This is a genomic window from Plantactinospora sp. BB1 (genome assembly GCF_003030385.1).
Taxonomy (GTDB): domain Bacteria; phylum Actinomycetota; class Actinomycetes; order Mycobacteriales; family Micromonosporaceae; genus Plantactinospora.
Genome location: NZ_CP028159.1, coordinates 7992924 through 8017395 on the forward strand (window position 1 = coordinate 7992924; position 24472 = coordinate 8017395).

At 72.2% G+C, this 24472-nt stretch carries 23 protein-coding genes; 6 read left to right on the top strand and 17 right to left on the bottom strand.

Annotated elements, in window-relative coordinates:
- Nucleotides 1-13: 13 nt before the first annotated feature.
- From C6W10_RS35105 to hrcA, 3 genes are all read right to left on the bottom strand, one after another.
- Nucleotides 14-757 (bottom strand): 16S rRNA (uracil(1498)-N(3))-methyltransferase, encoded by a 744-nt coding sequence (locus C6W10_RS35105; protein ID WP_107263291.1) that lies wholly within the window; start codon nucleotides 755-757, stop codon nucleotides 14-16.
- Between the two features lie 85 nt (nucleotides 758-842).
- Entirely contained in the window at nucleotides 843-1979 is a 1137-nt protein-coding gene (dnaJ, locus tag C6W10_RS35110) for a molecular chaperone DnaJ (RefSeq protein ID WP_199187901.1), read from the bottom strand.
- 66 nt (nucleotides 1980-2045) lie between these two features.
- Nucleotides 2046-3068, bottom strand: coding sequence for a heat-inducible transcriptional repressor HrcA (gene hrcA / locus C6W10_RS35115; RefSeq protein WP_107263292.1), 1023 nt, complete (start codon nucleotides 3066-3068; stop codon nucleotides 2046-2048).
- A gap of 280 nt (nucleotides 3069-3348) precedes the next feature.
- Between hrcA and C6W10_RS35120 the strand changes: the two genes are divergently transcribed.
- Nucleotides 3349-4107: a DUF4870 domain-containing protein gene (locus C6W10_RS35120; RefSeq protein WP_107263293.1), complete on the top strand. Its 759-nt coding sequence runs from the start codon at nucleotides 3349-3351 to the stop codon at nucleotides 4105-4107.
- 78 nt (nucleotides 4108-4185) lie between these two features.
- On the opposite strand, the gene hemW is transcribed toward C6W10_RS35120, so the two are convergent.
- Nucleotides 4186-5409, bottom strand: a complete 1224-nt coding sequence (hemW, locus tag C6W10_RS35125; RefSeq protein WP_107263294.1) for a radical SAM family heme chaperone HemW — start codon at nucleotides 5407-5409, stop codon at nucleotides 4186-4188.
- Between the two features lie 17 nt (nucleotides 5410-5426).
- Between hemW and C6W10_RS35130 the strand changes: the two genes are divergently transcribed.
- The 3 genes from C6W10_RS35130 to C6W10_RS35140 all read left to right on the top strand — a co-directional run bounded on the left by C6W10_RS35130 (nucleotide 5427) and on the right by C6W10_RS35140 (nucleotide 8332).
- Nucleotides 5427-6212, top strand: coding sequence for an enoyl-CoA hydratase-related protein (locus C6W10_RS35130; RefSeq protein ID WP_107263295.1), 786 nt, complete (start codon nucleotides 5427-5429; stop codon nucleotides 6210-6212).
- A gap of 88 nt (nucleotides 6213-6300) precedes the next feature.
- Entirely contained in the window at nucleotides 6301-7161 is an 861-nt protein-coding gene (locus C6W10_RS35135; RefSeq protein WP_199853803.1) for a hypothetical protein, read from the top strand.
- 268 nt (nucleotides 7162-7429) lie between these two features.
- Nucleotides 7430-8332, top strand: a complete 903-nt coding sequence (locus C6W10_RS35140; protein ID WP_107263296.1) for a phytanoyl-CoA dioxygenase family protein — start codon at nucleotides 7430-7432, stop codon at nucleotides 8330-8332.
- A gap of 378 nt (nucleotides 8333-8710) precedes the next feature.
- Here C6W10_RS35140 and C6W10_RS35145 read toward each other — a convergent pair whose 3' ends face one another.
- The 4 genes from C6W10_RS35145 to lepA form a co-directional block, all read right to left on the bottom strand.
- The gene (locus C6W10_RS35145) at nucleotides 8711-9472 is read right to left on the bottom strand and encodes a hypothetical protein (protein ID WP_107263297.1); all 762 of its coding nucleotides are present in this window, start codon (nucleotides 9470-9472) and stop codon (nucleotides 8711-8713) included.
- A gap of 395 nt (nucleotides 9473-9867) precedes the next feature.
- Nucleotides 9868-10155 carry a GlsB/YeaQ/YmgE family stress response membrane protein gene (locus C6W10_RS35150; protein ID WP_107263298.1) on the bottom strand — a complete coding sequence of 96 codons (288 nt, stop codon included), beginning with the start codon at nucleotides 10153-10155 and terminating at the stop codon, nucleotides 9868-9870.
- Between the two features lie 77 nt (nucleotides 10156-10232).
- Nucleotides 10233-10784 carry an NUDIX domain-containing protein gene (locus C6W10_RS35155; RefSeq protein ID WP_107263299.1) on the bottom strand — a complete coding sequence of 184 codons (552 nt, stop codon included), beginning with the start codon at nucleotides 10782-10784 and terminating at the stop codon, nucleotides 10233-10235.
- Complete coding sequence (gene lepA, locus C6W10_RS35160; protein ID WP_107263300.1) at nucleotides 10781-12661, bottom strand: translation elongation factor 4; 1881 nt, start codon at nucleotides 12659-12661, stop codon at nucleotides 10781-10783. Before lepA ends, C6W10_RS35155 begins: the two co-directional genes overlap by 4 nt.
- A gap of 324 nt (nucleotides 12662-12985) precedes the next feature.
- On the opposite strand from lepA, the gene C6W10_RS35165 reads away from it, so the two are divergent.
- Together C6W10_RS35165 and rpsT are read left to right on the top strand one after the other, a co-directional pair.
- Entirely contained in the window at nucleotides 12986-13969 is a 984-nt protein-coding gene (locus C6W10_RS35165; RefSeq protein WP_107263301.1) for a phosphotransferase, read from the top strand.
- A 155-nt stretch (nucleotides 13970-14124) separates the two neighbouring features.
- Nucleotides 14125-14391 carry a 30S ribosomal protein S20 gene (gene rpsT, locus C6W10_RS35170; protein ID WP_107263302.1) on the top strand — a complete coding sequence of 89 codons (267 nt, stop codon included), beginning with the start codon at nucleotides 14125-14127 and terminating at the stop codon, nucleotides 14389-14391.
- Nucleotides 14392-14562: 171 nt separating this feature from the next.
- On the opposite strand, the gene C6W10_RS39850 is transcribed toward rpsT, so the two are convergent.
- The 9 genes from C6W10_RS39850 to nadD form a co-directional block, all read right to left on the bottom strand.
- Complete coding sequence (locus C6W10_RS39850) at nucleotides 14563-15378, bottom strand: hypothetical protein (RefSeq protein ID WP_369937490.1); 816 nt, start codon at nucleotides 15376-15378, stop codon at nucleotides 14563-14565.
- The gene (holA, locus tag C6W10_RS35180) at nucleotides 15375-16349 is read right to left on the bottom strand and encodes a DNA polymerase III subunit delta (RefSeq protein ID WP_107263303.1); all 975 of its coding nucleotides are present in this window, start codon (nucleotides 16347-16349) and stop codon (nucleotides 15375-15377) included. Before holA ends, C6W10_RS39850 begins: the two co-directional genes overlap by 4 nt.
- A gap of 245 nt (nucleotides 16350-16594) precedes the next feature.
- Entirely contained in the window at nucleotides 16595-19042 is a 2448-nt protein-coding gene (locus C6W10_RS35185) for a ComEC/Rec2 family competence protein (protein ID WP_107264536.1), read from the bottom strand.
- A gap of 272 nt (nucleotides 19043-19314) precedes the next feature.
- On the bottom strand, nucleotides 19315-20136 hold the full coding sequence (locus tag C6W10_RS35190; RefSeq protein WP_107263304.1) for a ComEA family DNA-binding protein: 822 nt from the start codon (nucleotides 20134-20136) through the stop codon (nucleotides 19315-19317).
- 162 nt (nucleotides 20137-20298) lie between these two features.
- Nucleotides 20299-21546, bottom strand: coding sequence for an alginate lyase family protein (locus C6W10_RS35195; protein WP_234361532.1), 1248 nt, complete (start codon nucleotides 21544-21546; stop codon nucleotides 20299-20301).
- A 263-nt stretch (nucleotides 21547-21809) separates the two neighbouring features.
- Nucleotides 21810-22655, bottom strand: coding sequence for a DegV family protein (locus tag C6W10_RS35200; protein WP_107263306.1), 846 nt, complete (start codon nucleotides 22653-22655; stop codon nucleotides 21810-21812).
- A gap of 89 nt (nucleotides 22656-22744) precedes the next feature.
- Nucleotides 22745-23377, bottom strand: coding sequence for a histidine phosphatase family protein (locus C6W10_RS35205; protein WP_107263307.1), 633 nt, complete (start codon nucleotides 23375-23377; stop codon nucleotides 22745-22747).
- A complete protein-coding gene (gene rsfS / locus C6W10_RS35210; protein WP_107264537.1) occupies nucleotides 23374-23772 on the bottom strand; it encodes a ribosome silencing factor in 399 nt (132 codons plus the stop codon). The genes C6W10_RS35205 and rsfS overlap by 4 nt, the downstream gene beginning before the upstream one ends.
- Before the next feature lie 99 nt (nucleotides 23773-23871).
- Nucleotides 23872-24468: a nicotinate-nucleotide adenylyltransferase gene (gene nadD / locus C6W10_RS35215; protein ID WP_107269989.1), complete on the bottom strand. Its 597-nt coding sequence runs from the start codon at nucleotides 24466-24468 to the stop codon at nucleotides 23872-23874.
- Between the last annotated feature and the right edge of the window lie 4 nt (nucleotides 24469-24472).

Genomic DNA, 24472 nt, shown 5'->3' on the forward strand with positions numbered 1-24472 from the left:
CTTGAACTGCGGGTCACCATCGGCCGAGGCGGGTGGAGAGGACGGCGAGGGCGGCGACCCCGGCGGTCGAGGTACGCAGCACCTCCGGGCCGAGCCGGACCGGTACGGCACCCGCCGAGGTGAGCGTCGCCAACTCGGCCGGCGACACGCCTCCCTCGGGACCGACCACCAGCACGATGTCGCCGGAGGGCGGCAGGTCGGCGGTGCCGAGCCGCGCCCGCGCCTCCTCGTGCAGCACGAAACCGGCCGCCGCCTCGGCGACCCGCCGGGCCACCGCCCGGGTCGACTCGTCCGGCGCCTGCGCCGAGCCGGCGACCGTCGGCAGCCAGGCGCGGCGGGCCTGCTTGGCCGCCTCACGGGCGGTCGCCGCCCAGCGGTCCCGGGCCCGGGCGCCCCGGTCGCCGCGCCACTGCGCCACCGAACGCTCCGCCGCCCAGGGCACGATCTCGTCCACCCCGACCTCGGTCATCGCCTGCACGGCCAGCTCGGCCCGGTCGCCCTTGGCGATGCCCTGCACCACCACCAGCCTCGGGTCGGGCGGGTCGACGTACCGCCGGGAGGTGACCGCGGCGGTCAGGGTGCCCCGGCCGACGGCGGTGACCACGGCGGTCAGGGTGCCGCCGCGTCCGTCGGCGAGCAGCAGTTCCTCGCCGGTACGCAGCCGCTGCACGGTCGCCGCGTGGTGCCCCTCCGGACCGTCCAGCGTGACGGAGTCGTCCGGCGGCAACGACTCGACCAGGAACAGCGGCGCGCTCACGGCGAGCAGGTTAGCGGGTCGTCCGGCCGGCACGGCTCGCCGGCCGGACGACGCGCCAATCAGGCGTGGCCGTCAGGCGTGGCCGTCAGGCGTGGCCGTTGAAGGCGTCGCGCATCCGGGAGAAGAAGCCGCCCTGCTTGGTCAGCTCGGCGACCTCCTCGCCCCGGGTCTTGGCGAACTCGCGCAGCATCCGCTCCTGCTCGGCGTCGAGCTTGGTCGGGGTACGCACGTCGAGGTGCACGTAGAGGTCGCCCCGGCCGGTACCGCGCAGGTGTGGCACTCCCCGGGCCCGCAGCCGCAGCGTCGAGCCCGGCTGGGTGCCCGGCTTGACGTCGACCGGCTCCTCGCTGTCCAGCGTCTTGATGGTCAGCCGGGTACCGAGTGCGGCGGCGGTCATCGGCACGGTGACCCGGCAGTGCAGGTCGTCGCCCTTGCGGGAGTAGACGTCGTGCGGCCGCTCGTGGATCTCGACGTAGAGGTCGCCGGCAGTACCGCCGCCGGGGCCGACCTCGCCCTGCTGGGCCAGCCGGATCCGCATGCCGTCCTCGACCCCGGCCGGGATCTTGACGGTCAGCGAGCGACGGGTACGCACCCGGCCGTCCCCGGCGCAGGTCGGGCAGGGGTGCGGGATGACCGTGCCGTACCCCTGGCAGACGGTGCACGGCCGGGACGAGACGACCTGGCCGAGGAAGGTGCGCTGGACCGACTGCACCTCGCCCCGCCCGCCGCACGCCTCGCAGGTGGCCAGGTGGGTGCCGGGCGCCGTGCCGGCCCCCGTGCAGGTGGTGCAGAGCACGGCGGTGTCCACCGCGATCGGCGCCTCGACCCCGAAGGCCGTCTCGTGCAGGTCGAGTTCGAGCCGCAGGATGGCGTCGGCACCCGGCCGGGTACGCGGACGCGGCCCCCGGGAGCCACCCGCCGCGCCGAAGAAGGCGTCCATGATGTCCTGGAAGCCGACGAACGGCCCGCCGGCACCGCCCGGGCCGGCACCGGGGCCGCCACCGGGAGCCAGCGGGTCGCCACCGAGGTCGACGATCTGCCGCTTCTGGTCGTCCGAGAGGACTTCGTACGCGGCGTTGATGTCCTTGAACTTCTCGTGTGCCTCCGGATCCGGATTAACGTCCGGGTGGTACTGCCGCGCCAACTTGCGGTAGGCGCGCTTGATGTCGTCGTCGGAGGCGTCCCGGCTGACGCCGAGAATCCCGTAGTAGTCCTTGGCCACTGCGTTCCGTGTCCTCATGTCTGTCTCGCGTTACCGTCCGCCGGTCGTCAGGGGTGAGCTTGGTGGTCAGTTCTGCGCCAGCACGTCGCCGACGTAGCGTGCCACGGCCCGCACCGTGGCGATGGTGCCCGGGTAGTCCATCCGAGTGGGCCCCAACACGCCGAGTCCGCCGACGATGGTCGTACCCGGACCGTATCCGGTGCTGACCACCGAGGTGGCCCGCAGGTTGTCGATCTCGTTCTCGTCGCCGATGCGCACCTGGAGGGTGTTCGGCTCCACCTCGCCGATCAGCTTGAGCAGAACGACCTCCTCCTCGAGCGCCTCGAGAATCGGTCGCAGTGAACCCTGGAAGTCGAGCAGTCCGCCCCGGGTCAGGTTGGCGGTGCCGGCCATCACGATCCGCTCCTCGTGCCGCTCGACCAGGGTCTCCAGCAGCACCGTGGCGAGCGTGGTCATCGCCGGGCGGAGCCCCGGAGGCACCTCCTCGACCAGCGCCTGGACCAGCGGCGGGGTGTCGGCCAGCTTCTTGCCGACGAGCCGCTCGTTGACCAGCCGGCGCAGGTCCGTCACGTCGTCGGCGGTGATCGGGATGGGCAGCTCGACCAGCCGCTGCTCCACCCGACCGGTGTCGGCGATCATGACCAGCATCAGCCGGGTGGTGGAGATCGGCACCAGTTCCAGGTGCCGGACGGCGGAGCGGGCCAGGCTCGGGTACTGCACCACGGCCACCTGCCGGGTGAGCTGGGCGAGCAGCCGGACCGTACGGTGCACCACGTCGTCGAGGTCCACCGCGCCGACCATGAAACGCTCGATCGCCCGGCGCTCGGCCGGGGTGAGCGGCTTGACCCGGGAGAGCCGGTCCACGAAGAGCCGGTAACCACGGTCGGTGGGCACCCGGCCGGCGCTGGTGTGCGGCTGCCGGATGTAGCCCTCCTCCTCCAGCACGGCCATGTCGTTGCGGACGGTGGCCGGGGAGACCCCGAGTTGGTGCCGCTCGACCAGGGCCTTGCTGCCGACCGGCTCCTGGGTGGCGACGTAGTCCTCCACGATCGCGCGCAGCACGTCGAGCTTGCGGTCGTCGAGACCCATCCTCACCTCCCTGCGACGTCCCGGCCCCGGCTGGGCGAAACGACCGGGGCGACCACGACGGTCGGGCCAGGTCCGCCCTGGCACTCGACTGTAGCGAGTGCCAGTCTACGACCAAGGCGTACCCGGCGCGATGATCGTTTGGAGGGGATATCCGAACCTGGACAACAGGCTTGCCAGCACACCCTACCCCGGTGGACCTAGCAGGTACGGTCGGCCATTGTCCAGATTCGATTCGGGGGGCGGCTGGCGCTGGTTGATCGGGAGTCCTACCGTGACCTCCATGACTGAACCGCCTCGCCCTCCCGGAGAATACGGCGGTCCGCCCCAGGACCCGACCACCCCGATGAATCCGGGCCAATACCCGACACCAGGCGAGGGGTACCCCCCGCCCGCCGCACCGCAGTACGGTGCGCCCGGCACGCCCCCGCCGACCTCGGGCGGCGGGACGTACCCGACCTCGGGCGCGGGGACGTACCCGACCTCCGGTGGCGGGACGTACCCGACGTCAGGTGGCGGGACCTATCCGACCTCCGGTGGCGGTTATCCCCCGCCCGGCGGCGGCTACCCGCCGGCCGGCGGTTACCCACCTCCCGGTGGCGGCTACCCGCCCCCCGGCGGTCAGCCCCCGGGTGGGTACCCGGGCGCCGGCTACCCGCCGCCGGGTGGCTACCCGCCGCCGGGCAACCCGTACGGCGCCCCGGCACCGTCCGGCTACGCCAACAGCGACGAGAAGACCTGGGCCCTGATCGCGCACTTCGGCGGCATCGTGGTCGGCTTCATCGCCTCGCTGGTCGCGCTGCTCGCCAAGGGCAACGAGTCGCCGACCGTACGCGCACACGCGGTCGAGGCGCTCAACTTCCAGATCACCTGGGGCATCATCTCGATCGTCTCGCTGATCGTCGGGACCTGCACCATCGTGCTGTTCTTCCTGCCGTTGATCGCCTGGGTGATCGTGCTGATCTTCTCGGTCATCGCCGGCATGAAGGCCAACGAGGGCGTGCTGTACCGGTACCCGATGACCATCCGCATGATCAAGTAACGCCCGAACCGTCTCCGCGACGGCCCGCGCCGGCTCCGGCGCGGGCCATCGCGCCATCCGGGGTCGAAACGGGTCGGATCAGGGCAGCAGGTCCCGGACCACCGCGTCGGCCAGCAGCCGGCCGCGCAGGGTGAGCACGGCCCGCCCCGCGTCGTACGCCGCCCCGTCCAGCAGACCGGTCCGGCAGGCTCCGGCCGCAGCCGCCCGACCGGCGTCGTCGAGGACCGACAGCGGCAGCCCGGCGGCGAGCCGGAGCCCGAGCAGCACCTCCTCCGTCCGCCGCTCCTCGGCCGAGAGCACCTCCCGGGCCTGCCCCGGGGAGTGCCCCGCCGCCAGCCGGGCCGCGTAACTCGACGGGTGCTTGACGTTCCACCAGCGGACCCCGCCGACGTGGCTGTGCGCGCCGGGGCCGAGGCCCCACCAGTCGCCGCCGGTCCAGTAGAGCAGGTTGTGCCGGCAGGCCGCGGCCGGCGTACGGGCCCAGTTGGAGACCTCGTACCAGGAGAAACCCGCCGCCGAGAGCGCCGCCTCGGCGGCCAGGTAGCGGTCCGCCGCCACGTCGTCGTCCGGGTACGCCAGCTCGCCGCGCCGCATCCGGGCGGCCAGCCGGGTGCCGTCCTCGACGATCAGGGCGTACGCGCTGACGTGGTCGACCCCGGCGGCCAGCACCGCCCGAAGCGACGCCGCGAAGTCCTCGGCCCGCTCCCCCGGCGTTCCGTAGATCAGGTCCAGGTTGACGTGGTCGAAGCCGACCTCCCGGGCCTCCTGCGCGGCCTCGGTGGCCCGGCCGGCGGTGTGCCGGCGGTCGAGGATCGCCAGCACCGGCGGGGCGGCCGACTGCATGCCCAGGGAGATCCGGGTGTAGCCCGCCGCCCGGAGCGCCTTGAGCGACTCCCGGGTCACCGACTCCGGGTTCGCCTCCGTGCTGACCTCGGCGTCGGCGGCAAGTCCCCAGGTCCGGTCGATGCCGTCCAGGATCCGGGCCAGGTCGTCCGGGGGCAGCAGGGTGGGGGTACCGCCGCCGACGAAGACCGTGTCGACCCGGGCCGGCGGCCGATCGGCCAGCACCCGGTCGGCCAGGCGCAGTTCGGCGAGTACCTGGTCGGCGTAGCCGTCCCGGCCCGCCGAACCGCCGAGTTCGGTCGCGGTGTACGTGTTGAAGTCGCAGTAGCCGCAGCGGCTGGCGCAGAACGGCACGTGGACGTAGACGCCGAAGCCGCGGTCACCCACCGTGGCCAGGGCGGCGGCGGGCAGCGCCCCGTCGACGGGTACGGGCTCGCCCGCTGGGAGCACTCCAGGCATGGGACTAGTGTGCCGGCATGACCTCAGCCCCTGATCCGCTCGTCCGGGTGTCTACCACGCACGGAGTGACAACTCTCACCCTGGACAGCCCGCGCAACCGCAACGCGCTCTCCAGCGCCCTGCTCGGTCAACTGCTCGACGCGCTGGGCGCGGCGGCGGCCGACGACGACGTCCGGGTGGTGGTGCTCTCGCACACCGGGCCGGTCTTCAGCTCGGGTGCGGACCTGAAGGAGACGGCGGCGGCGTACCGCGAGGGCACGGTGCCGGTGGCGATGCTGGGTGACGTGCTCGCGGCGATCTGGGAGTGCCCGAAGCCGGTGGTGGCTCGGATCGGCGGGCCGGCCCGGGCCGGTGGCCTCGGCCTGATCGCGGCGGCCGACGTGGCGATCTGCGCCCAGGAGGCCACCTTCGCGTTCACCGAGGTACGGCTCGGGGTGATCCCGGCGGTGATCTCGGCGACCGTACTGCCCCGGTTGCAGCCACGGGCCGCCGCCGAGCTGTATCTGACCGGGGACACCTTCGACGGCCGTCGGGCGGCCGAGATCGGGTTGGTCACCACGGTCACCTCGGCCGAGGCGCTGGACGAGACGGTCGCCTCGTACTGCCTGGCGCTGGTCCGGGGTGCCCCCGGCGCGCTGGCCGGGGCGAAGGAGCTGCTCCGGCGCGGCTCGACGGAGAGCTTCCGGGCCGAGCTGGCGCGGCTGCGCGACCTCTCGGTGCGGTACTTCCACTCGGAGGAGGGGCGCGAGGGTGTTGCGGCGTTCGGGGAGAAACGGCCCGCCCGGTGGGTACCCGGTAGCTGACTCGGGCCCGGCCGGCCGCTGACCCGACCGTGACCCGGTCCGGATTTTGGGCGGTCGAAGTAGGCTGTGTCCGACTATCGGGCAGGGGGTGGCGGTGCGGACTCGGGCCGTGGTGGCGGCGGGCGTGGCGCTCGCGGCGGTTGCCGGATTCGGCGTCTACCTGGGTGCCCGGGAGTTCGGGCACAAGCTGCCGCTACCCAGCGCCGCCCCCGGCTGCGTGGTCGAGGCGGACGGCCGTGTCACGTTGAACGCCGAGCAGATGGCGAACGCGGCCACCATCGCCGCGGTGGGCATCCGGCGCAAGATGCCGGAGCGGGCCGTGGTGGTGGCCCTGGCGACCGCGTTCCAGGAGTCCCGGCTGCGCAACCTGGCCGGCGGCGACCGGGACTCGGTCGGGCTGTTCCAGCAGCGGCCGAGTCAGGGCTGGGGCACGCCGGAGCAGATCCGGGATCCGCGCTACGCCGCGACCAGGTTCTACAACGCGCTGAAGAGGGTCCGGGGCTGGGAGCAGATGGAGGTCACGGTCGCGGCCCAGCGGGTGCAGCGGTCGGCCTTCCCCAACGCGTACCAGCAGTGGGCGGACGAGTCCGAGGTGCTGACCCGGGCCCTGCTCGGCAACGCCACCGGCGCGGTGGCCTGCACGGTGGGCCGGGAGCCGGCGATGCGCGGGAACGCGGCGGCGGTGGCGTTGACCGCCGGGCTGAAGCTCGACTGGGGCCGGCTGGAGACCTCGGTACCAGCCGAGTTGACCGGTCTGGCCGTACCGACGACGGATCCGCAGGTGGGCTGGCGTTACGCGCACTGGCTGGTGTCGCACGCCGACGACCACGGGGTGAAGACGGTGCGCTTCGGCGACCTCCAGTGGACGGCGGACGGCGGCACCTGGGCGCCGGTCAAGGGCGTACCGCCGACACCGCACCAGGTGGTCGCCGAGGTCTTCACCGACTGAGCCGCCTTCGCGGACTGATCCGCCGGCGATTCTGTTGCTTCCCGGAACGATCACTAACTGGCAGTGATTGCACAAACGGTCAGATCGCCACAGACTCCCCCATTTTTCGACCGTTTCGTTGCCGTGTGTCAAAGGCTCGCTGCCCTGCGTACCCCCGGATGGCCGCCGCCGATCCGACGGCCGAGCGCCGGGCTGCGGGTCTTGCGGAGGGAGTTACGATCGGCAGCCTGTGCTCAGAAAGAGTTTCACCCTATGGGGAGGGGACGCGGTGTTCGACTACGGCGGCCGCACTGGCTACGAGCCGATCAGTGACACGGATCGCAAGGAGTTCCACGAGCAGGGCTTCCTGTTGCTCCGCAACGTCCTGACCGAGGACCACCGCGCGGCCCTGGAGGCGGCGGTCGACCGGGTCTACGCCGAGGAGAAGGCGAAGGGCAACACCACCAAGGACGGCACCCTGCACCTGCTCGGCTTCCTGGAGCGGGACGAGCTCTTCGGCGAGCTGCTCACCCACCCGATCTCCTTCCCCTACATGTGGGGCCTCGCGGGCTGGAACATCTACACCCACCACAACCACCTGGACGTCACCCCGCCGGCCCTGGAGCCGGAGAAGCCGTACTGGGGCTGGCACCAGGACGGTTACCGGCAGAACTCGGACCCGGAGACGATGGATCCGAACCTGCCCCGGCCGATGTTCTCGCTCAAGGTCGCGTACGTGCTCTCCGACCTCTCCGAGAAGGGCCGGGGTGCCACCAAGGTCATCCCGGGCAGCCACCTGTGGAACTCGCTGCCGCGTCCGGCCGACCTGACGGTGCAGAACCCGGACCCGGAGGGGACCGTGGAGATCACGGCCAACCCCGGCGACGCCTTCATCTTCGACCGGCGGCAGTGGCACTCCCGGTCCACCAACCTCTCCAACATCACCCGGAAGATGCTCTTCGTGGGCTACACCTACCGGTGGATCCGCCCGTTGGACGAGCTGCACCCGGACAAGAACGGGCAGTGGTACCAGAACCGGACCCCGGTGCAGCGCCAGCTGCTCGGCGAGGGTACGCACACCGCCAACTACTGGGGCATCAACTGGAACGGGTACGTCGACGACGAGATCCCGCTGCGCAAGGAGCTGAAGGAGCGCGGTCTGCTCGACCGCAGCATCCCCTGGCTGCGCTGAGCTTCCGGGCCGAGGGTGGTGGCTGTGCCGATTCCGTCGGGGCCGGCGCAGTCACCACCGCTTTGTTTCCGGAGATCGGGCCGGACCCCGACCGGTCAGCCGGCCGGTGATTTCCGGCCGCCGGTTCCGGAACCCTTTGCGCTGAATGGAACCGGCGCATAACCCTGGGTAATTCACCCGTCGCATTGGCAGTTCTACCGATGCCGTAGGAAGTGGTTCGCGACGAGCCTGCCGCCTCGGCCGGGATGCGGTCGCCGATTCGGGTGGACGGCGACGACCGGTCGGCGCCTATTCTCCCCGCGGAACGCGGACGCCAACGCGACGGAATTGCCGAACCATTCATGTTCAGCCGAGCCGACCGGCACCGTTCGGGTCGCGCTAGGCCAGCCGACCGGACATCCGGTAGACGTCGATGAGAAGGGCCCAGAGCTCGTTATTCAATGGCTGGCCCTCCTCGTTGGTCAGCCGGTGCGCCGGACACTTCATGGTCGGGCTGGTCACCTCGACCCCGTGCGGCGGGACGCTGCCGAACCGGATCCTCTGCTGCCCCTCGGGGCCGACGGCACGGAACTTGTCCGGCCCGATCCGGAAGGCGCCCCGGACGATGTCCGCGACGGTGAACCTCGGATGCTGGATCTCGGTCGGGTCGCCGGTCAACTGCCGCATCCGGGCCATCTCCTGCTGGTCGTGCAGGACGGAGAGGCTGGCCAGCATGGAGGTGCTGCCCCGCAGGGTGCGCTCCAGCGTCTCTCCGGACAGGCCCAGGGTGTCCCGCCCGTAGCTCAGGGCCGACTCCAGGCAGATCAACGCCTCCAGCAGGGCGAGGCTGATGTTGCGCTTGAACTTGTGTCGCAGCGAGGCGGCCAGCTCCTCGGCACCGGCACCCGGACTCGGCACCAGCTGGTCCTCCCAGACGACCGCCTCCCGGTGTGCGGCCACGACCGCGACGGCGCGCTCCAGCACCGGTGTCGGGTGTGCGAACATGCCGTCGACCAGGTCCCGGAAAAGCTGGTCGAGCCTTTGCAGATTCTCGACGAGATCCCGGCCCGGCCCGTCCTGCCGCAATTCCCTCAGCCCACTGGAAACCCGCAGCGCGGAGAACCACTCTTCGACCAGGGGGGTGTACGCCTCAAGGTACAACGCGACCTTGGGATGCTGATCCGAAAGCTGTAGAGGCGACACCCTGACGCTTCCCGGGAGAGAGTCCGTGGACACTTACAGAGCGTAACATGGGGAGATCATTTGAGCAAATGCGAATGGACGTTCACAACTATAGGTGATGCCGGCTAGTCGATCACGACAGTCGATCGTACGGCCGTGGTGAATTTAGCGGTTCCCGGCAATCGGCGCCAGACCGATCCGGCCCGATCTGCCGCTCCCGCCGGCAGCGGGTTCGACGCTCCGGCCGGCAGCGGGTTCGACGGCTCCCGGCGACAAGCGGGCTCGACGGCTCCGGCGGCAAGCGGGGCGAGAACGCCAGCAGGGGCGCCGGCCGAGAGTCGGCCGACGCCCCTTGCTACCGGGGAGCGGGGTGCTCAGTACCGGCTGACTCGGCGCCGACGGCCGACTCCGGCCACCAGGGCCACACCGATGGCGGCGAGCGCGACCTGGATCAGCAGCTCCATCCAGTCGATGCCGGCCGTCTCGGTCGCGATACCGGCGGCCCGGGCGATGACCGTACCGAGCAGCGCGGCGCCGACACCGATCAGCATGGTCAGCCAGATCGGGATGTCCTGGCGGCCTGGTACGACCAGACGACCGAGGGCGCCGATAACGAGACCGACGATGAGCGCGGTGATGATACCCCAGACGGTGAGTTCCACGGCCGTCCTCCTTCGGATGCGTCACACGTTGTTGTGGTGACTGGTAGATTCCCGAAGGCCGAAAATCTCAAACCGCCCTAGGCACCCAAGCGTCGCGCCGCCTCCCGAACCGCCACGTCCATCGTGCCGAAGGCCAGCGGTGGCGGATCCACCAGGGAAAACCAGCTCAGCTCGGCAGACTCGGCCGGGTCGAGCACGACCCGCGGGTCGTCCAGGGTGGCCAGAAAAAAGTTGTCGAGGACCGGCAAAATCTCGTCCTGGAACTCGTAGCTGCCGACGTACATGCCGAGATGGTCACCAAGGGTGATCGACACCCCGAGTTCCTCCCGGGCCTCCCGGACCGCCGCCTCGGCCGGGTGCTCCCAGCCGTCGCAGAACCCGCCCGGCGTCTCCCAGTGGCCGATCATCGGTTCCGCCGCCCGACGCAGGGCCAGGAAGCGCGGCTCCGCGACCGCCGGAGCGGCCGGCCCGGACGACGGACGGTCCAGGATGACGAGGCCGACGGTCGGACGGGCGTTGACGAAGAGCTGGTAGCCGCACCGGGTACAGGTGGTCGGTGCGGGGCCGGGCAGGGCCGCCGCGCACCGGGGACAGAAGGACGCGCCGGGGCCGTACCCCCGGGGAATCACTTCTTGCCGCCACCCTTGCCGTCGCCGGAGTCGCTGGTGGAGAGGGCGGCGATGAAGGCCTCCTGCGGCACCTCGACCCGGCCCACCATCTTCATCCGCTTCTTCCCCTCCTTCTGCTTCTCCAGCAGCTTGCGCTTCCGGCTGATGTCACCGCCGTAGCACTTGGCCAGCACGTCCTTGCGGATGGCCCGGATGGTCTCCCGGGCGATCACCCGGTTGCCGATCGCCGCCTGGATCGGCACCTCGAACTGCTGCCGGGGGATCAACTTCTGCAACTTCGCCGCGATGTTGACGCCGTAGTTGTAGGCCTTGTCCTTGTGCACGATCGCGCTGAACGCGTCCACCGGCTCGCCGTTGAGCAGGATGTCGACCTTGACCAGGTCGGAGCGCTGCTCGTCGGTGGGCTCGTAGTCCAGCGAGGCGTAGCCCTTGGTACGGCTCTTGAGCTGGTCGAAGAAGTCGAAGATGATCTCGGCGAGCGGCAGCGTGTAGCGCAGCTCGACCCGGTCGGCGGAGAGGTAGTCCATCCCCTGCAACGAGCCGCGCCGCCCCTGGCAGAGCTCCATCACCGCGCCGACGTAGTCGTTCGGGGTCAGCACGGTGGCCCGGACCACCGGCTCGTACACCTCGGCGACCTTGCCGGTCGGGTACTCGCTGGGGTTGGTCACCGTGACCTCTTTGCCGTCCTCCAGACCCACCCGGTAGACCACGTTGGGGGCCGTCGAGATCAGGTCGAGGTTGAACTCCCGTTCCAGCCGCTCGCCGATGATCTCCAGGTGCAGCAGGCCGAGGAAGCCGCAGCGGAAGCCGAAGCCGAGCGCGGCGGAGGTCTCCGGCTCGTAGCTGAGCGCCGCGTCGTTGAGCTTCAGCTTGTCGAGCGCGTCCCGCAGCGCCGGATAGTCGGAGCCGTCGATCGGGTAGAGCCCCGAGTAGACCATCGGCTTCGGGTCCTTGTAGCCGCCGAGCGCCTCGCTCGCCGGTCGGGCGTTGATGGTGACGGTGTCACCGACCCGGGACTGCCGGACGTCCTTCACGCCGGTGATCAGGTAGCCCACCTCGCCGACGCCGAGCGCACCCGCCTTCTGCATCTCCGGGGAGATCACGCCGAGTTCCAGCAGCTCGTGCACGGCACCGGTGGACATCATCTTGATCTTGTCGCGCGCCTCGATCCGGCCGTCGATCACCCGGACGTACGTCACCACACCCCGGTACACGTCGTAGACGGAGTCGAAGATCATGGCCCGGGCCGGCGCCTTCGCGTCGCCGACCGGCGGCTTGAACTGCCGGACGATCTCGTCCAGCAGGTAGGGCACGCCCTCGCCGGTCTTGCCGGAGACCCGGATGCAGTCGCTCGGATCCCCGCCGATCAGGTGCGCCAACTCCTCGGCGTACTTGTCCGGCTGGGCGGCCGGCAGATCGATCTTGTTGAGTACCGGGATGATGTGCAGGTCGTTCTCGAGCGCCAGGTAGAGGTTGGCCAGGGTCTGCGCCTCGATCCCCTGGGCGGCGTCGACCAGCAGGATCGCCCCCTCGCAGGCGGCGAGCGACCGGGACACCTCGTAGGTGAAGTCCACGTGCCCAGGCGTGTCGATCATGTTCAACACGGCCTCTTCGCCCTGCTGGTCGCCCTCCCGCACGGTCCACGGCATGCGGACCGCCTGGCTCTTGATCGTGATGCCGCGCTCCCGCTCGATGTCCATCCGGTCGAGATACTGGGCACGCATCTGCCGGGGGTCGACCACGCCGGTGAGCTGCAACATCCGGTCGGCCAGCGTCGACTTGCCGTGGTCGATGTGGGCGATGATGCAGAAGTTCCTGATGCGGCCGGGGTCGGTGGCACCAGGGGAGTTCGCGCCGGAGTCGGGCGTCGGTGGCACGGCGGTCCGTTCTGCTTGGCTGACGACGATGGGCCTTCTATGTTCCCATGCCGCCGGACGGTGCCCGGCCGAGGCCGCCGGATCACCGCCGCGAGTTCCGTCACCATCACCGGGATTCCGCATCCCAGGGGCTTCCGGGGCGCCGCCGGAACACGGCCGGCGGCGGCCGATCCGCCCGGCGGCGGGCCTGCACTCCGGCCGGCGACAGCGGGCACCCGAGCCCGGCGACAGCAGGCACCCGAGCCCGGCAGCGGGGGGCGCCCCGGCCGGCGACAGCGGGCCGAAATCCCGGCCGGTCGGCCGGGCCGGGGCAGACTTGACGACATGGCCGCCATCTCGGTACCGCCCCGACCGTATGACGCGACCGCCGTACGCCCGGGCTGGGCCGATCTCCCCGCCGACCTGCGGGCCGCGATCACCGCCCGGCTGGGCGCCCGGGTCAGCTGGGCCGGCACCGCCGGTGGCGGCTTCACCCGGGGATTCGCCGGAGTCTTGCAGACCGTCGCCGGGGACCGGGTCTTCGTCAAGGCGGCGTCCCTGGTCGACCAGCGACACCTCAGCGACTGGTACGCCCGGGAGGCGGCGATCACCGCCGTACTGCCGGCCGGGCTCGCCGTCGCCCGCCCCCGCTGGACGCTGACCGCCGCCGGGTACCACGTGATCTGCCTGGACGCCATCGACGGCCGGATGCCGGGGCTGCCCTGGGCGCCGGCCGAGCTGGCGGCGACCCTCGACGCGTACGCGACCGCCGCGGCGGCGCTCCGGCAGCCCCCGGTGGAACTGGCGGCGCTCGGCGTACCCCGGCTCGCCGACCTCGCCCGGGCGGACCTGGCCTGGTGGACCGAGCTGGCCGCCGGCCGGGAGACGCTGCCGGAGATCCCCGCCGTCGCCCGGCACCGGCTGCCCGAACTCGCCGCGTTGGAGGCCCGGCTGCCCGGGTACGCCGACCGCCCGTCGATGATCCACGGCGACCTGCGGGTGGACAACGTACTGCTGGACCGGGCCGGAGTCGCCTGGCTCTGCGACTGGACGTGGCTCTGCTACGGGCCGCCCTGGTTCGACCTCGCCAGCCTGCTGGTCACCGCGTACGCCAGCGGCTTGGACGCCGACGCCCTGTTCGCCACCCATCCGGCGGGACTGGACGCTCCGGCCGACGGGCTGGACGCCGCACTCGCCGCACTCTCCGGATACTGGCTGGTACGCGCGGCGGCCGGCAGCGACACCGGCTCCCCGCACATCCGGGCGCACCAGCGGTGGAGTGCCCAGACCGCGCTCGACTGGCTGGCCGAGCGGCAGGGATGGCGGTGAGCTGGGCGGGGCGGCGATGGGCTGTTTTGGCCCCGGCGGGGCGTACCTGGTAACGTGGCTCTTCGCGCGTGCCGACACGGGCCGTACTCCGACGTGCGTCGCCGCCCGCGCATCAAAGGCAAACGTAACCCTAGCTATTAGGACGAGGCTGTCGCGTGGCGAACATCAAGTCCCAGATCAAGCGCAACCGGCAGAACGAGAAGCGCCGGCTGCGTAACAAGTCGGTCAAGTCGTCGCTGAAGACCGCCATTCGCAAGTTCCACGAGGCGACCGAGAGCGGAGACAGCGCCAAGGCGACCGAGCTCATGCGGGACGCCTCGCGCAAGCTCGACAAGGCGGTCAGCAAGGGCGTGATCCACCAGAACCAGGCGGCGAACCGCAAGTCGGCGATCGCCAAGCGGCTCGAGTCGCTCTCCGCCTGACAAGCGGGACACCACACACCTGACGTGTGGCCCCCGAGCCGGCCGGCTCGGGGGCCACACGTGTTCTTCTGGCACGGCCAGCCCACGTCTTCGGGTCAGGTGTTCTTCCGGCACGGCCACATCTCACGCTCGGGCTCAACGTGGCCGGTGTCGATTCCCTCGGCGGCCCGGCTATCGGTAGCGGCGTCTGGCGGACTGCCGGCCGGTGTCGATCGGATCCTGCCGGGAGACCCAGCGGCGCTCCGGCCGCTGGTCCAGGCGCTCGGCCAGGCCGCTGTTCCGGGCCCGGGCGGCGGCTGCCGGTGGCGGTGCTGCCTGCCGGGTCTGCGGCAGGCCGAGACGTGGCCGCCCGGCCTCCCGCCCGGTGACACCGCCGACCTCCTGTCCCAGCCGGCCGTCGCCCTTCGACGACCGGCTCGCCGGGGTCGACGGGCCGATCAGGTCCGGCGTGACCGCCTCGGGACGGGGTCGACGGCGGGCGCCGAGTTCGAGCCGGGCCCGGACCATCGCGGTCATGCTGAACGGGCGGGCGACCAGGAACCGGGCCGGCAGCCGGTTACCCGGGGCGGTCCGAGGGGCCGGCGCGCCGTCGTCGGCTGCGACACCGGGTCGCGGCGCGGTCAGCCGGTGGGTCTGCCCGGACCCGACCAGTGACCGCTTGGGCACGCTGGCCCGGCCGACCGCCGGCTGGAGCTGCCGACGGAACCGTTCCCGTTCCTGCGTCGGCACCCGGGCCGCCGACCGAAGCACCGCAGCGGCTACCACGTCGTTGACCTTCACCATCACCGCGACGGTCGCGGGCAGGACGAGTACGCCCCACCAGCTCACCAGCTCGGCGAGCGCGAGCAGCAGGCCGAGGGCCACGGTGCCCTCGAAGAAGACGAAGCAGAGCATCCCGCCCGGGTCGACGTGCCGGAGCCGCAGCACGCGGGCGTAGAGCGGTCGTAGCCGCTCCTCGTCCGCCGGCACCGCCGTCGCCGTGCTCATCGCGAAGCGCTCGCCCTGCGGGCAGCCGCGACCGCGACCACGGCACGCTCCAGGGCGTAACCCCGGTCGTCGGAGCCGCCCTTGACGGCGGCGTTGCACTCGGCGGCGGCGTACATGGCGTCGGCCAGCCCCTCCGGGGTCCAGCCCCGGCCGACCCGCTGCGCCTTCTCGATCTTCCACGGTGGCATGCCCAGGCTGCTCGCCAACTGGTAGGCGCTGCCCCGGCCCGCCGAACTGACCCGGGCCACCGTCCGTACCCCGTCGGCGATCGCGTCGGCGATCGGCACCGGGTCCACCCCGACGTGCAGCGCCCAGCGCAGCGCCTCCAGGGCGCCCGGCACGTCACCGGCCATCGCCGCGTCGGCGACCGTGAACCCGCTGACCTCGGCCCGCCCCCGGTAATAGCGGGCCACCGTGTCGACGCCGATCCGCCCGTCGGTGTCGGCCAGCAACTGGGAACAGGCGGAGGCGAGTTCGCGCAGGTCGTTGCCGACCGCCGCGAGCAGCGCCTCGGCCGCGTCGTCGGTGCACCGGCCACCGCCGCGCCGGATCTCGTCCCGGACGAACGCGACGCGGTCCCGGTGGCTCTTCAGCTTCGCCGCCGGCACGACCTCCGCGCCGGCCGCCCGCAGGCCGTCGGCGAAGGCCTTGCCCTTGGCTCCACCGGCGTGCGCGACCACCAACTGCACCTCGGGGTCGGGATTCTTCGCGTACGCCAGCAGCGCCGCCGCCAGATCCTTCCGGGCGTCCTGTCCAGCCCGGACGATCAGCACCCGCCGACCGCCGAACAGGGACGGTCCGAGTAGTTCGGCGATCTCCCCCGGCCCCAACGCGCCCGCCTCATGGTCGTGTACGTCGACGTCCGGGTCGGCGGCTCTGGCCGCGTCGACCACTCCGGCGACCGCTCTGGTGGCGAGCAGTTCTTCGTCACCGAGCACGAGTACGACGGGGGCGAGACTAGCGGGGGTCACGAGGTCATCGTCGCACGTGGCGTGCGTCCATCGGGCCTGGTCACCCGGCTCGCTGCGGCTGACCCCGCACTTAGTGCAAATCCAGACATTTATCTTAACCCTGGCATTCCACGCCAGTGGTTGTGGTGACCGATCGCAGCGTACCGCCGGAGCGGACGGTAACGGCGTCACCACGCGGGGCGGTAACCGACGCACCCGAACGGGTACCTGCCGCACGCGCCGGTCGGCGAGGACCACGAGAAGGCTCACCGGGTGGACGGGTCGCCGGGGTCCAGCCCCCGGACCGCCACCGACAGCCGCCCGCTGCCCGGCTCGACCACCGCCAGATCCCCCTGCTCGTCGGTCCGGAGCACCCTGGCGCCGGCCCGGGACAGCCGGGCGAGTACCCGGGCGTTGGGGTGCCCGTACCCGTTGTCGGCGCCGACCGGTACCAGCGCCACCGCGGGGCGTACGGCGTCGAGGAACGCCGGTTCCTGGTACGCCGAGCCGTGGTGAGCGAGTTTCAACACGTCCGCCCGGAGCCGGGCGACCGGTACGACCTCCAGCAACGCCTGCTGCTCCTCGGTCTCGGCGTCCCCGGTAAGCAGGATGCTGACACCGTGGACCTCGGCGCGCAGGACCAGCGAGTTGTTGTTCGGGTCCGAACGGGTGCCCCGGATCGGGTGCGGCGGCCCCAACAGGGTCAGCGTCACCGGGCCGGCCGCATAGGTCCAGCCCGCCCCGGCCGCGCCGACCGGTACGCCATTGGCACTGGCCGCGCGCTCGACCGTGCCGCGTCCCTCGACCGGCTCCAGCCACTGCGGAACCACCACAGCGGCCACCCGACGTCCTCGGAACACCCCGTCCACCCCCTGCACGTGGTCGGCGTGGAAGTGGCTCACCACCAGCAGGGACACCTCCCGTACGCCGAGCCGGCGCAGGCAGCGGTCCACCGCCCCGGGGTCCGGACCGGCGTCCACCACCACCGCCCGGCCGACGCCGACCGGCAGCACCAGGCTGTCGCCCTGACCCACCGCACAGGCGACGACCACCCAGCCGGTCGGCGGCCATCCGGTGGCGATCAGCCGCACCGGCAACGCACCGACCAGCACGGCGGCCGCGACCACCGCGACGAGCCGGCGCACCGGTGGCCGACGGGCGGCGACCAGCAGCGCCACCGTCAGGGCTCCGAGCAGCAGCCCGCCGGGCACCCCGTCCAGCCAGGGCAACGTCCCGGCGGGCAGGCGTGCGCCGTACCGGGCCACCAGGACCAGCCACCAGGCCGGCCAACTGCCGAGCCACGCCACACCCTCCGCACCGGCCGGCCAGAACGGCGACAGCACCGCCGCCGTCACCCCGAGCACCGTGGCCGGTGCCACCGCCGGCACCGCGAGAAGGTTCGCCGGTACGGCCACCAGGCTGATGGTGCCGGAGAGTCCGGCCACCACCGGGGCGCAGGCCAGTTGCGCCGCCGCCGGGATGGCCAACGCCTCCGCCGCACCCGCTGGTACACCCCGCTGCCGCAGCGCGTCCCGCCACCGGGGGGCGAGCAGCAGGAGCCCACCGGTGGCCAGTACGGAGAGCGCGAACCCCGGGTCGCCGGCCAGCTCCGGATCGACGAGCACTAGTACGGTGACCGCGCTGGCCAGCGCCGGTAGGGCTGCCCGGGGGCGTCCGACGGCGAGCGCCAGCAGACCGATCGCGCCCATCGTGCCGGCCCGGACGACGCTCGGCGACGGCCGGGCCAGGATGACGAAGCCGACCAGCGCCGTGCCACAGAGGACGGCGGCGAGCCACGGCCCGGCCCGGCCCCACCGGGCGAGCAGCAGCACCAGGCCGACCACGATCGCCACGTTGGAGCCGGAGACCGCCGTCAGGTGCGTCATCCCGGTGGTCAGGAAGTCCTCCTCGACCGCCGGTTCCAGCCGACTGGTGTCGCCGACCACCAGTCCCGGCAGCAACCCGCCCGGTTCGGTGGGCAGCGGCGCACAGGCCCGTTGCAGCCCGGCCCGTAACGTGCCGGCCGCCCGCTGCGCCCAGGACGGGGTCCCGCGCAGCACGGGTGGGGTGCTGACCGTCAGCACGGCGGCGGTGAGGTCGCCGCCGCGCGGTGGCGCCAGTCGCCCGGTGGTGGTAACCCGCTGGCCGGGCAGCAGTCCACGCCAGTCCGGGTCGCTGGCCAGCACCAGGATCCGGACCGACACGCTGAGTTTGTCGTTCCCGGCCTCCCCGGCGACCCAGACCAGCCGGGTCGACAACAGATAGGTCGCCGGCCGGCCGGCGACCCCGCCGATGGGCCGTGGATCCTCCCGGACCACCAGCTCGGCGCTGACAGTGGCACTTTCCTCGGCCAATCGGGCGATCGAGGGGGCGTCCCTCACCCCCGACCGGGCGGCCGTGGCCACGCTCCCGCAGACCACACCGAGCAGTACGGTCACCACCACCCAGCCGTGCCGGCCCGGTACCGCCGGCAGCCGGCGGGTCGACCGAAAGGCCAGGACCAGCGCGGCGCCCCCGGCCAGCACCGCCACCAGCACGGCCGGCCCGGTGCCGATCAGGAGCCCGGCCAGCGCCGACAGCCAGGCGCCCACCGCCAGCCCGGCCAACCGCAGGTCCGGCGGCCGTCGAGGCGGCTCGGCCGCCTCTGCCGCGTCCTGACCCGCGTCCGGCGGTCCTGCCGTCGGACCCGGCGGGCTCGCCGTCGAAGCCCGCAGACTGGCCGTCGCGCCCTGCCGCCGGGCCGCCGGATCCGGCGGACTCGCCGTCGAGACTCGCGGACTCGCCGTCGCGCCGAGCAGCCGGGCCGCCGGACCCGGCGGACTCACCGTCGACGCTCGCAGGCTCGCCGTCGAGACTCGCGGGCTCGCCGCCGAGGGTTGTCCACCGGCCCACGAAGCCCTCAGTCCGGTCGTCGGATTTCGGGTATCGGCCGGTGGACCGATCTGGTTCGCCGGGTCGACGGGGTGCCGGGGGCGGGGGCGGTCTGTCACACCGTCACCAGGTCTTTGAGGTCCTCGTAGCGGGCGTCGCCGATGCCGGTGACCTGACGGAGGTCGGCCACCGAGCGGAATCCGCCGTGCTCCTCCCGGTGCGCCACGATGCGCTGGGCGAGCACCGGGCCGACCCCGGGCAGTGTGTCGAGTTGCGCCACGGTGGCGGTGTTGAGGTTGACCTTTCCGCCGCCCGGTTGGGCACCGGTGGCTCCACCGGGTGCCCCGGGCGGGCCGGCGCCGGCCGGGCCAGCCCCGGGCGGCGGAGTCACCCCGACCAGGATCAGCTCGCCGTCGGTCACCTTGCGGGCGAGGTTGAGCAACGCCACGTCGACGCCGGGCAACGCGCCGCCGGCGGATTCGAGGGCGTCGGCGACCCGGGCACCGGCGGGCAGGCGTACCAGGCCGGGGCGGCGTACCTTGCCGGCGACCGCGACCACCACCTCGGCGGCGCCGACCGCGGCCCCCGAGGTCGACGATGCGGGTGCGAAGGTCGCCGCCGAGGCGGGCGGGGGCGCGACCGGCTCGGTCCGGGGCCGGGACAGCCAGGCCCAGCCGGCCGCGCCGAGCACCACGACGACCGCCACCACCGCGAGGGCCTTGACCCCACGCCGTCCCGGATCGAAGGCGCCGGGACCGGCCGGGTCGAAGGCGCCCGGACCGGCGAGCCGCCCCGGCTCCGCCGGTGGGTCCGCCGAGGGGTCTGGTCCGGTGCCGGCGGGAGCGGGTCCGGCGGCCGACCGCTCCGCCGGGATGGCGCGGCCGCCGAGCAGCCGGGAGAGGCGTTGCCGTACCACTGTTTCGTCGTCGTCGGACACCCGGCGAAGGTAGGCGACGTAGAGAGCGTCCTACCGGCCGTGGACCACCGGCTGTGGACAAACGGCGCCACTGTGGACAACGCCCTGATCAAGCAAAACTGTGCTAGCGCCGCGGCGACCCGGGTCGCCGGCCGACCGCGTACCGGCCGGCGACCCGACGTATCAGTTGGGGTTGCCGGCGTGGGTCAGGGTCTCCCAGGCGACGAAGAGATAGTTCGTGCCGGCCGGGCGTTGCCGCTCGGTGAGCTGCTGGGTCCGGGTCATCGGGATGCCCCGACGGTTGTTCAGGGCGTTGAAGGCCACCTCGGTGACCGGGCCGAGCCCCAGTGTCAAACTGCCGCCGCAGAGCGTCGAGGGTACGGCGTCGCCCAGCTCGTACCTGGCGTGGAAGCCGAGCGCGTGCCGCAGCCGGTCCTGGATCTCCGGGTAGATGTCCTGGCCCTGGTGCCGGAGCGTCTCGGCGACGTGCGAGATGGCCGAGATGCCGTACCCGGTGTGCGTGAAGTCGCGGCAGGTCTCCTGGGAGAGGCCGTCGGAGAAGATTTCCTGGTCGTGCCAGTACGACACGATCTCGGCCCGGGTGTCGATGCTGCTGCCGGCCGGGCCGCGCGGGTACGCCCCGTCGCTGCTCAGGTAGAGGAAGGCCGGCAGCCGGTCGCGGAACTTGCCGACCGCCCGGTCGTAGACGGCCCGGTCCTCCAGGAAGACCGCGATCCCGAGCGAGGCCTCCATCATGCTCAGTTCCCAGTTGCCGTTGCTGGTCGCGTTGCCGTTGATGATCTCGGGCAGGTAGACGTCGCGCAGCATCGCGCCGAACCGGCTGATTCCGGCCGAGGACCAGCCGCCGTAGGTGTACCGGATGATCTCGGCGGCCCGGGGCCAGCTCGACCCGGCCCAGGCGGTCTGCAACGGGGCGTTGCTGTTGGTGTGGTCCCGGATCGTCGCCGACCAGGCGTCCATGATCTGGATCGCCTTCTCCGCGTACCGGCTGTCCTGGGTGATGTACCAGGCCAGCGCCAGGCTGTACGCGGCCAGCGCGTCCTGCCGCTCGTCGGTGCAGCCGTTGTTGGGGTTGGAGTACGAGCCGCACTCGACGACCGCCCGGGGCTTCGGGGTACGGCTCAGCGAGGCGAAGGCGCTGGCCATCATCTGGTCGTAGGCGCCCTTCCAGGGCTGCGCCCCGGCGTTGACCCGGCCTCGGACGAAGTCGAGTTGCGGCCGGCTGACGAGTACGCCTGGGTGGGTGAAGGTGGGTGGCGCGGCGATCCGCACCTCGGCGCCGGGCGGGGCGGCCTGCGCGGCCGGCGCGGCGGCGCCGGGACCGGCGTACGGGACGATCACGGCGGTCGACAGCAGTACTCCGGCGGCGATCATCCGGGACGTTCTGGCGCGGAGACGGGATCTGGACACGCTGCTCCTCCTGCTCGCGGCGTCGGCGGGGGTGACGGACGACCACAATCTCTTAGGAAGGTTTACTGTCCCATAAGATCACCCAGATCGACCCCGGTCAACGCCTACCGGGCAAGAAGCCGCCTTGTCGCGACAAAACCAACAAGGCCGACAACGCCAGCAACGCGAACAACCCTGCGCGGCCAGCAACGCCACAAGGCCGACAACGCCAGCAGGGCGACAGGACGGGCGCGGCCAGAAGGCGACAAGACGGGCGCGGCCAGCTACAAGCGGTGCACCACAACACAGACCAGTCCCGGTCCGGTGTGCGTGGCGATCACCGCGCCGGCCTCCGTGACGTAGCTGGCCCGGAGCCGGTCACCGAGGCGCCCGCCGAGCTTCTCCGCCAGTTCGGCCGCGCGCCCGGGTACGGCGAGATGGTGCAGCGCCACCTCGACCTCACCGCTCCCGGCCGCCTCCACGGCGAGGTCGACCAGCCGGGCCAGTCCCCGTCCGGCGGTCCGGACCCGGTCCCGCAGCGCGATGCCGCCGTCCGCCATGTGCAGGATCGGCTTCACCGACAGGGCGGTGCCGAGCAGCGCCTCGGCGGCGTTGATCCGGCCACCGCGCCGGAGGAACTCCAGGGTGTCGACGTAGAAGAAGGTGCTGGTCCGGTCGATGGCGTCCAGCGCCGCCCGGCGTACCTCGGTCAGGCCCGCACCCCGGTCGGCGGCCGAGGCGGCGGCGAGCGCCGGGAAACCGAGACCCATCCCGGTCGACCGGGCGTCGACCACGCTGACCCGGGGACCCAGCTCGGCGGCGGCCAGCCGGGCCGCCTCCACCGTGCCGGAGAGTTCCGCCGACAGGTGTACCGAGACGACGCCGTCGGCCCCCTCGGCCAAGAGCCGGCGGTACGTCTCGACGAACTCCTCCGGCGCCGGCCGGGAGGTACTCATCGCGAACCGCCGGGCGGCCAGCGCCTGGGCCGCGTCGGCCGGCCCGACGTCGACGCCCTCCCGTCCCGGCGTCCCGTCGAGGACGACGATCAGCGGTACGACGGTGAGCCGGTGCCGGTCGGCCAACTCGGCCGGCAGGTAGGCGGTGGAGTCGGTGACGACCGCGACAGGCATTCCGGCACGTTAGCCGATCACCGGCGCCGGAACGACCGGCCGGCCACCGGATGGTGACCCAACCGGGCGGAGGACCCGCCGGGAGCGGCTCAGACGGGGGCCGGGGCCGGGCCCGGGGCGACCAGGCGGCCGACGTTGTGCCCGCGCAACTGCCAGCCGCGTACCTCGTCGTGCCGCAACTCGGTCCAGTGGCAGTTGTTCAGCGAGCCGACCGACCGGAGCACGGTCGAGTCCCAGCCGAGCAGATAGCCGCAGCCCTGCCGGGCGCCGCCGCCGTGCGTGGCGATCACGACCGTGCCGCCCGGTACGGCGTCGGCGGCCTCCTGCAACGCCGTGCCGACCCGCTTGCCGAGGTCGTCGAGGCTCTCCACCTCGGCGCCCGGATCCGGGTCACCGCTGCGCCAGCGGGCGTGTTCGGCGGGGAAGCGCTGCGCCACCTCGGTCATCAGCAGCCCCTGCCACTGCCCGTAGAACCGCTCCCGGAGCCGGGGGTCGGTGCGGATCGGCAGCCCTGTCAGCGCCGCCAGCGCGGCGGCGGTGTCGGCCGCCCGCCGCAGGTCACTGGCGACGATCGCGTCCGGGCGCAGCCCGGCGAGCAGCGGCGCGGCCTCGGTCGCCTGTTCGCGGCCGAGGTCGTTGAGTGGTACGTCGAGTTGGCCCTGCACCCGGTTGGCGGCGTTCCAGTCCGTGTTGCCGTGCCGCCAGACGATCAGCCGGGTCATTCGGCGATGCCCGCCTCGGCCTCCACCAGGTCCCGGTCGACGAACGGGATCGTCGGGCAGTCCTTCCAGAGCCGGTCGAGCGCGTAGAACTCGCGTTCCTCGCTGTGCTGGACGTGCACCACCAGGTCGACGTAGTCGAGCAGCACCCAGCGGCCCGCCCGCTCACCCTCGCGGCGGACCGGCTTGGCCTTCTCCGGCAGGGCGAGCAGTGCCTCCTCGATCGCGTCCACGATCGCGGTCACCTGCCGCTCGTTCGGCGCGGAGGCGAGCAGGAACGCGTCGGTGATCACTAGCTGGTCCGCCACGTCGATGATGACGATGTCCTGCGCCTTCTTGTCGGCGGCGGCCTGCGCGGCGGCCGTTGCCAGCTCACGGGCGCGGTCGGAAGCTGTCACCATTCTCCTTCGATCAACCGTCGGACCCTTCTAGCCTCTCACACCCGGGGACCGTACGGCCCGGCGGTTAACGAACGATGAGCATGAAACCGGGCGGAATCACCCCCGGTACAGCCTCCGTTTGGCGATGTACTGCACCACACCGTCCGGGACGAGATACCAGAGTGGCCCACCGGCGGCCACCCGGGCCCGGCAGTCGGTCGAGGAGATGGCCATCGCCGGCACCTCGACCAGGCTGACCGTGTCGGCCGGCAGGTGCGCGTCGGAGAGGACGAAACCGGGCCGGGTGACCCCGATGAAATGGGCCAGTTCGAACATCTGGTCGAGATCCTTCCAGGAGAGGATCTTCTCCAGCGCGTCGGCACCGGTGATGAAGAAGAGCTGCACCTTCGGGCCGTACTCCGAGTGCAGGTCGCGCAGCGTGTCGACGGTGTAGGTCGGGCCGCCCCGGTCGATGTCGGCCCGGCTCACCTGGAAGCGCGGGTTCGAGGCGGTCGCGATCACGGTCATCAGGTAGCGGTCCTCGGCCGAGCTGACCGGCTCGTCGGCCTTCTGCCACGGCTGGCCGGTGGGCACGAAGACCACCTCGTCCAGCTCGAACCGGTCGGCGACCTCGCTCGCGGCGACGAGGTGCCCGTGGTGGATCGGGTCGAAGGTACCCCCCATGATCCCTATCCGCCGGATGTCTGCCTCCACGGCT

Excerpts from the sequence above, each read along its gene's own strand:
- C6W10_RS35120 (WP_107263293.1), top strand. The coding sequence starts at position 3,349 with ATGACTGAACCGCCTCGCCCTCCCGGAGAATACGGCGGTCCGCCCCAG.
- hemW (WP_107263294.1), bottom strand. The coding sequence starts at position 5,409 with ATGCCTGGAGTGCTCCCAGCGGGCGAGCCCGTACCCGTCGACGGGGCG.
- C6W10_RS35130 (WP_107263295.1), top strand. The coding sequence starts at position 5,427 with ATGACCTCAGCCCCTGATCCGCTCGTCCGGGTGTCTACCACGCACGGA.
- C6W10_RS35200 (WP_107263306.1), bottom strand. The coding sequence starts at position 22,655 with ATGCCTGTCGCGGTCGTCACCGACTCCACCGCCTACCTGCCGGCCGAG.
- C6W10_RS39850 (WP_369937490.1), bottom strand. The coding sequence starts at position 15,378 with ATGAGCACGGCGACGGCGGTGCCGGCGGACGAGGAGCGGCTACGACCG.
- C6W10_RS35165 (WP_107263301.1), top strand. The coding sequence starts at position 12,986 with ATGGCCGCCATCTCGGTACCGCCCCGACCGTATGACGCGACCGCCGTA.
- C6W10_RS35205 (WP_107263307.1), bottom strand. The coding sequence starts at position 23,377 with ATGACCCGGCTGATCGTCTGGCGGCACGGCAACACGGACTGGAACGCC.
- hrcA (WP_107263292.1), bottom strand. The coding sequence starts at position 3,068 with ATGGGTCTCGACGACCGCAAGCTCGACGTGCTGCGCGCGATCGTGGAG.